This is a genomic window from Occallatibacter sp. (genome assembly GCF_049510455.1).
Lineage (GTDB): Bacteria > Acidobacteriota > Terriglobia > Terriglobales > Acidobacteriaceae > Telmatobacter.
Genome location: NZ_JBEKYX010000149.1, coordinates 1 through 7,180 on the forward strand (window position 1 = coordinate 1; position 7,180 = coordinate 7,180).

Annotated in this window: 8 protein-coding genes; 5 read left to right on the forward strand and 3 right to left on the reverse strand. The window is 57.5% G+C overall.

The genetic code is table 11. The annotated features are described in order from the left end of the window. From ABSG47_RS19620 to ABSG47_RS19630, 3 genes are all read right to left on the reverse strand, one after another. Window positions 1-509, reverse strand: a 509-nt coding sequence (locus ABSG47_RS19620) for a carboxypeptidase-like regulatory domain-containing protein (protein WP_424171834.1), incomplete at its 3' end; no start/stop codon positions are given. A 235-nt stretch (window positions 510-744) separates the two neighbouring features. Then, window positions 745-2,100 (reverse strand): CCA tRNA nucleotidyltransferase, encoded by a 1,356-nt coding sequence (locus ABSG47_RS19625; RefSeq protein ID WP_424171837.1) that lies wholly within the window; start codon window positions 2,098-2,100, stop codon window positions 745-747. 58 nt (window positions 2,101-2,158) lie between these two features. Further along, window positions 2,159-2,587, reverse strand: a complete 429-nt coding sequence (locus ABSG47_RS19630) for a hypothetical protein (protein ID WP_424171839.1) — start codon at window positions 2,585-2,587, stop codon at window positions 2,159-2,161. A 61-nt stretch (window positions 2,588-2,648) separates the two neighbouring features. Between ABSG47_RS19630 and tsaD the strand changes: the two genes are divergently transcribed. The 5 genes from tsaD to ABSG47_RS19655 all read left to right on the forward strand — a co-directional run bounded on the left by tsaD (window position 2,649) and on the right by ABSG47_RS19655 (window position 6,499). Next, on the forward strand, window positions 2,649-3,890 hold the full coding sequence (gene tsaD / locus ABSG47_RS19635) for a tRNA (adenosine(37)-N6)-threonylcarbamoyltransferase complex transferase subunit TsaD (RefSeq protein ID WP_424171842.1): 1,242 nt from the start codon (window positions 2,649-2,651) through the stop codon (window positions 3,888-3,890). A gap of 94 nt (window positions 3,891-3,984) precedes the next feature. Beyond that, on the forward strand, window positions 3,985-5,472 hold the full coding sequence (cysS, locus tag ABSG47_RS19640; RefSeq protein WP_424171844.1) for a cysteine--tRNA ligase: 1,488 nt from the start codon (window positions 3,985-3,987) through the stop codon (window positions 5,470-5,472). A 44-nt stretch (window positions 5,473-5,516) separates the two neighbouring features. After that, a complete protein-coding gene (locus ABSG47_RS19645) occupies window positions 5,517-5,720 on the forward strand; it encodes a type II toxin-antitoxin system HicB family antitoxin (protein ID WP_424171847.1) in 204 nt (67 codons plus the stop codon). A gap of 6 nt (window positions 5,721-5,726) precedes the next feature. Further along, a complete protein-coding gene (locus ABSG47_RS19650) occupies window positions 5,727-5,948 on the forward strand; it encodes a type II toxin-antitoxin system HicA family toxin (RefSeq protein WP_424171850.1) in 222 nt (73 codons plus the stop codon). Between the two features lie 5 nt (window positions 5,949-5,953). Further along, window positions 5,954-6,499, forward strand: a complete 546-nt coding sequence (locus tag ABSG47_RS19655; RefSeq protein WP_424171853.1) for a DUF4337 domain-containing protein — start codon at window positions 5,954-5,956, stop codon at window positions 6,497-6,499. Window positions 6,500-7,180: the final 681 nt, after the last annotated feature.

Below are 7,180 nucleotides of genomic sequence, written 5' to 3' on the forward strand. Positions count from 1 at the left end.
GTCATCGGATCAATCTGGCTGCGCCAGGCAAGCTGGAACTTCTGCTTTGGCGTCAGCGGAGCCGCATTCTTTGCATAGCTTATGTAGAAATTTGGGAAGACTCCCAGTATGCGCTGCTGCTCTTCGATCTGCAGCTGTGCCGCCGCAATCTCCTGCACATCTGCCGTCACCGTCACCTGCGTCGAGGCCGTGATCAGCAGAACCACCGCCGGCAACTCGCGGCTTTCCCCGGCAGCCAGGTTCCCCGTCAGCGTCTGAGGGCCAAATCCCTTCCCGGAAATAGTCAGCTTGTACGGGCCGGAAGGCAGGCTGCTAAAGGAATAGCGGCCTAGTTCATCTGAAACAGCGGCATTCGATCCAGAGTTTGAGGTGATCGTAACCTGCGCGCCCTGGCAAACACTGCCATCGCGGTCAGTCACCACGCCGTGCAGGCTGGCGGCAGTCTCCTGTGCCCGCAAGGGCGCCATCAGTACCCAGGCGGCAAGCAGCCATGCAGCCAGCGCGCACAAAGCACGCAGATTTACGCTGCATTTCGAGCGGAAATGTTCCCCAATAGGATCATGTGTAGAGATATGGCGCACCTTGATTTAGACGCGAACTGAAACCTGTTGCCTACCCGCTCCATTTCGCTGAACAGAATTCGAGTTTCCATTAACGTACTTCATCGGAGCAGCCTATCCGCCATTCAGCCGCCCCGGTTACCAAAGTACGTTGACCTTTCGTCCGAAATCTTCCTTAGAAACGTCAGTTGCCAAATCGCTCCCGCACCATCGCCATCGCTTCATCCAGTGTGTGGATCGCACCCTCAAGCTGCGCGTCCTCCACCTGGCGCAGAATCTCCTTGAAGCGCGGCCCCGGCGCGTACCCCGCCGCAATCAGCTCGCGGCCTGTCAGCAGCGGAACGGGCCGAACCGCTTCTTCCGGCATCGCCTCATACCGCTCCCGGACAAAATTCCAGTGGTCCAGGTTGCCGCTCGCCGCCATGCAGTCCATCTTGTGCAGCGCCAGGTGCTGCGGAAACTCCTCCAGCCGGAAAAACCGCTTCAGCGTGGAAGGCTTCATCCGCTCCGCATCCGCAAACCGCATGTGGTTTTCGATCAGCGCCAGAATCTGCTGGGTCTCATCATTCGAAAACCGGAACCGCTGACAGATTTGCGCACCGATGGCCATGCCAACCTCCACATGGCCGTCAAAACGAATCCTGTCCGGCGCAACGCGAAAGGTCGCAGGCTTGCCAACATCATGCAGCAGTGCTCCCCATGCCAACGTCAGCGGAGCGCCGGCTTCCAGCTGTTCCAGCAGCATCAGCGTATGCGTCCAAACATCGCCCTCCGGATGATACTGCGCAGGTTGTTGCACGCCTTTCATCTTTGCAATCTCCGGAAGCACCTCAACCAGCAATCCAGTCTCATCCAGCAGCTCAAAAGCTCTCCGCGCATGGCCCTCGGTAAGCATCTTTGTCAGCTCCTCGCGCACCCGTTCGCGGCTGACGGAGGAGATCTTTGGCGCCATTGCGCGAATCGCAGCCAGGGTCACAGGCTCAATCGCAAATCCAAATCGCGCGGCAAACCGCACAGCACGCAGCAGCCGCAATCGGTCTTCTTCAAACCGCCGCATAGGCTCGCCGATAGCACGGATGACGCCTGCATCCAGATCGGCAAGGCCGCCGACGTAGTCGAGCACTGCTTGCCTCAGTTCGTCCGACGAAAGCTGCGGCGCGGCAAGTGGATTCAGCAGCAGTCCGTTAACGGTAAAGTCACGTCGCTGCACATCTTCTTCCGCGCTGAGCGTGTAGCGAACCGAATCCGGCCGTCGTCCGTCGGAATATGCTCCATCGGAACGAAAGGTTGCCACTTCGGTGACTGTTTCTTCGTCTGCAACGAGCACGACGCCAAAATGCGCGCCCACAGCAAAGGTGCGCGGAAAGCTGGCGAGAACCACATCCGGCGCAGCAGAAGTCGCCACATCATAGTCGTGCGGCTCGCGACCCATAAGCAAGTCGCGCACACAACCGCCGGCGAGATAGGCCTCGTAGTCTTTGCCGCGCAGGGTTTCGACGATTCGGAGCGCGGCGGCGAATTGAGGGGAGGACAACAGCATAGTGCTTACATTTTCCTTAAATGAGACAAGACCGCGCTTCTGGGCAGAGGCGAATCGCTTACTCGACAGGCTCGTGCTTTCTCTGAATGACTTCCTGCCAACCCAACGCTCTTGTAATCAGGGCAAAAGCTCCCAGTAGAAAGACCGCCCCACATGGGCGAAGTATCGCAGCCAAAAACGTCGACAGATTTTCCTGGGGGAAGTGAAGCACCGTCAGCTCGTAATTTCTCTGCAGGAGCATTCCGATCAGAAAGATCAGCGAGAGCGCCATCATTGCAATTCCGGCAATCTTTCGAAACCAAAACGCCACAACGGTTGTCGCAAAGAATCCCGGCAGACAGACTACGATGGCAACTATTTCAGCAAATGAATCATTGGCTCCTAATGAGAAAATTCCGCGTGCGGAAGCGGCGCAGCCATACAGACTAAACAGCAGTGCTGCGCCAAAAATCAACGCGCTGATGATTCGTTTTGCAGTGTCATTCATTGCAGAACAGTAGAGCATACGGCGTGGTGGGATGCGAAGGCGCGAGCACTAAACTGGAATTATGAGCAACGGCCTCATTCTGGGCATTGAAAGCTCGTGCGACGAGACTGCGGCCGCGGTGGTGGAGCGCGGCGCGCGCACGCTTTCATCGGTTGTGGCCTCGCAGATTGACACGCACGCGCGCTATGGTGGCGTTGTGCCGGAGCTGGCTAGCCGCGAGCATCTGCGCGCAGTGGTGCCGGTGGTAGATGCGGCGTTGAAAGAAGCCGGTGTTGAGCTCCGTGATCTGGATGCGATCGCCGTGACAAGCGGGCCGGGACTTGCCGGCGCGCTGTTGGTTGGAATTACTTATGCCAAGGCGCTGGCCTTTGCAGAAGAGCTGCCTGTCATTGCGGTAAATCATCTGGAAGGCCATATTCATGCGGTGCTGCTGAATGAGCGACAGAAAGATTCCGGTTCGGCTGATAGTTATCCCACCCATGCGACAAAAGCGTCGCATGGATTGGGCACCCATGATGAGGGAGAACAGGCTTTGGCGTTGGTGGTTTCTGGTGGGCATACGCATTTGTATTTGGCCACGCCGCAGGCACAGGGTTGGAAGTACCAGTTAGTAGGCCGCACTTTGGATGATGCAGCGGGCGAGGCTTACGACAAGGTGGCGAAGCTGCTGGGATTGGGCTATCCGGGTGGACCGTGGGTTGATGCGCTGGCGAAGTTTGGCGATCCAAAGGCCGTTCCGTTCGCCTTTGCGCAGATCAAACACAAGGTTCATCTGCTTGGAAAGGCTCCGCGCACGAAAGCTGCAAAGACTGCGCCGATTGCCGATCTCGATCCGCATTTACTTTTCTCCTTTTCTGGTATCAAGACTGCTGTGCTGCGGTATGTGGAGCTGAACGGGCTGCGCGAGGGTGCTGGAGAGCGCGCTGCGAAGATACTTGCCGGAGCAAAGGTGCCCAAGATGCACGAAGAAGCTCTGGCGCTTTGCCCACAGATGGTTCTGGACTTGATTGCCTCCTTTCAGTTTGCCGTTGTTGGCGACCTGATGAAGAAGACTTTTGCTGCCGCGGAGTCGCCTGGAGCGAAGCGCATTCTGGTGACAGGCGGCGTGGCTGCTAATCGCGAACTACGTGAGCGGTTTGCGAAGGAAGCAATTCGGCGAGGAGTGACGGTGGCGTTTCCTACGCTGGCGCTTTCGACGGACAATGCGGCGATGATTGCGGCGGCGGCGTGGCCGCGCTTTCAGGCCGGTGAGTTTGCGGAGAGTGCGCTGAGCGCCGATCCGTCTTTGGCGCTAGGCGTGTAGCGGGGGATGGCGTAAGGCGCGCTGCTACAATCGATAAGGCCCTCGACCAGTCCCGAATTTTCCGGGCCGGAAACTACTGTAGAAGTTCTGCCTGATGACCCTCCGCCTCTTTAATACTCTTACTGGACAACTGGACGAGCTCTCGCCTGCCGATGGCGGCGAGTTGCGGATGTACGCCTGCGGGCCTACGGTTTATGACTACGGCCACATTGGCAACTTTCGCACCTTTCTGCAGGTGGATGTTCTGCGGCGGTTCCTGAAGCTGACCGGAGTGCCGGTTCGCCATGTGATGAACATTACGGATGTGGATGACAAGATCATTCGCAACGCGGCGGAGCGTGGGATTTCGATTGGCGAGTACACGCCAAAGTTTGTGGATGCCTTCTTCGAGGACCTCGATTCGCTGCGGGCGGAGCGGCCTGAGTTCATTGCCCGCGCTACCGAGCACATTGAAAAAATGGTGCAACTGATCCAGAGGCTTGAGGCCGCGGGTGCGGCATACAAGACTGAGGATGGAAGCTGGTACTTCCGGCTGAAGTCGTTTCCTGAATACGGCAAACTGAGCAAAAAAGATCTTACGGGCATTGAAGATGGCGCCCGCGTGGATGTGGACGAGTACGAGAAGGACTCGGCGCGCGACTTTGCGCTGTGGAAGGCTGTGAAGCCGGGCGAGACCTCCTGGGATACGGCGATCGGGCGCGGCCGGCCGGGTTGGCACATTGAATGTTCGGCGATGTCGATGGAATTTCTGGGTGAGAGCTTTGACCTCCATGCTGGTGGTGAGGATTTGATGTTCCCGCACCACGAGAACGAGATTGCGCAGAGCGAGATGGCGACGAAGAAGCCCTTTGCGCGGCACTGGATGCATGTGCGCTTCCTGCTGGTGGACGGCAAGAAGATGGCAAAGAGCGATGGGAACTACTACACGCTGCGCGACCTGCTGCTGAAAGGCTACAAGGCTTCAGCGGTACGGATGGCGCTGATCTCCGTGCCGTACCGGCACCAGTTGAACTTTACCTTTGACGGGTTGATCGAAGCGACGAATGCGATTGACCGGCTGCGAACCTTCCACGAGCGGCTGACCAAGGCTGCACTGCCGGCGGGCGAGAGCGAGGCAATGCAGCAGGCGGCGTCGAAGGCGCGCGCCGGATATTTTGCTTCGCTGGCGAACGACCTGAATACGGCGGATGCGAGAGCGCCGATCTTTGACCTTGTCAGGGCGGCGAATACGGCGCTCGACAAGACTGCTCAGGGTCAGGGCGAGTTTCTGGCCGGGGACCGCGAGGCGGTGCTGGCGGCGCTGAAGGATTTTGACGCGGTTTTTGATGTGCTGGAGGACCGCGATGCCGGTCCGACGGAGCGCGCCGTTGCATGGGCGCAGGCGGATGGCCGCGAGGTGGCTGCGGAGCTGCTGGCGCGCCAGGGGCTGAGCGACGCGGAGATTGACGGGCTTGTGGCCGAGCGGACGCAGGCTAAGAAACAGCGGAACTTTGCGCGCGCCGACCAGATTCGCAATGAACTGGCGGAAAAGGGCATCCTCATCGAGGACTCCAAGGATGGCGTGCGGTGGAAGCGGAAGTAGCCCGCGCTAGCGTAAACTGACCCTATATTTCCGCGGAGGTGCGAATGATGGAATTCGAGATCGTTTTTGATCGCGAGGAAGACGGCCGCTGGATTGCAGAAATCGAGAGTTTGCCTGGCGTTCTTGTCTATGGGGCTACTAAAGAAGAAGCCCAATCCAAAGTTGAGGCGCTTGCCCTGCGCGTGATTGCCGACCGCATCGAGAGCGAGCAATCTACTGCGGGTGTGGTACGGTTCGCGGCTGCATGACATTCCATGAAATTTCCCTCATCGAAAGCCAAACGAGTCTATAGCGCGCTTCTGAAAATTGGTTGGCGCGAGAAACCACGCATCAGCACGAGCGGCTCACATCGGCAGCTGGTTCATCCAGATTTCCCGCATGAATATACATGGGCCTTTCATGATGGAGATGAGATCGGTCCGAAAATGCTAGCCAAAGTATATAAACGGACAGGCTTAAAGCCAGAGGATTTATAAGTCTTATGGAAGCAAATGAAGCCCAGGAACTGCAGGAGCATGCCGAGCATGGCGCGAGTGAATCGAGCATGCGACCGGTGGCGTTTACGATGGCGGTGCTGGCCGCGATAGTGGCCATTACCACGGTGCTCGGCCACCGGACGCATACCGAGGCGGTGCTAACGCAGAACAAAGCCACGGACCAGTGGAATCTCTACCAGGCGAAGAAGATCCGTTCGAGCGATATGGGATTGATCTCCGACCTGCTCCACGTGGTGACTGTGACGGACAAGGACACAGCGCAGAAGACTCTGAAGGCTTATGCCGACCACCAGGCCAAGTGGAACGACGACCTGAAGGAAGAGCAGGACAAGGCCGAGGCGCTGGAGAAGAAAGTGGACAAGGCCGAGAAGAAGGCCAACCGCTTCGATCTGGGCGAGACGCTGCTTGAGATTGGTCTGGTCATTACCTCCATTACGCTGCTGACCAAGAGCCGGGCGTACTGGTACTTCGGGCTGGCTTTTGCGCTGGCCGGAATTGTGATGGCGGCCCTGGCATTCGTGGTTCAGTAGCATCTCCACTAAGCTCTCCGCATTGACAAGGCTGGCTTCGGGATCGGCGAGTGCGGATGGCAGTTTCAGCGTGACGAATATGCGGACGGGGCGGAGGAAAGAGTACAAGTAAGGCCGTACTTCCTGATTTGCCGGTTTCAACTTTCGCTTTTTGTTTTCCTTGAATTCATGCTGAAGAAAAGCATAGCTGTTTTGCTTCTAGGTGTCTTATTTTGTGCTGTTTGCGCTCGATTTCAACTGTTTACTAATTGCACAACAAAATAGGTTACTGGCGGGGGGAGACCCTCAAAAAAAATATTGTGCCCCTGCAAGTGGGACGGCTGCCTGCCGCAGAAAAGCCCGGGGCTGAAGCCCCTCTTGAATACATCGGCCTTATTCGTGAGGCTGAAGCCTCACGCTCCCTCCGGAAATGCCAAGATGGGTTTTCCCGGAAAAGCGAAGATGGTTTTTTCATCAGGCTGCGGGGCTGAAGCCCCTATGCTTTCCGCTTGTTTTCCGGGGCCTGAAGGCCCCCTGTGCCCTGCGGCTCGATTTGTTGGGACACTTTCCAGATTTTTTTGGGATTTATAGGGATCACTTCTTCGATGTCCTGGGGCGCAAAACTGCGCTTCTGGAGATGCCTTAAACATTGGGTCTTGTTCCTTTAGCGGGTTCGCCGCGCTTCGCGTGTTAGCGAGTTGG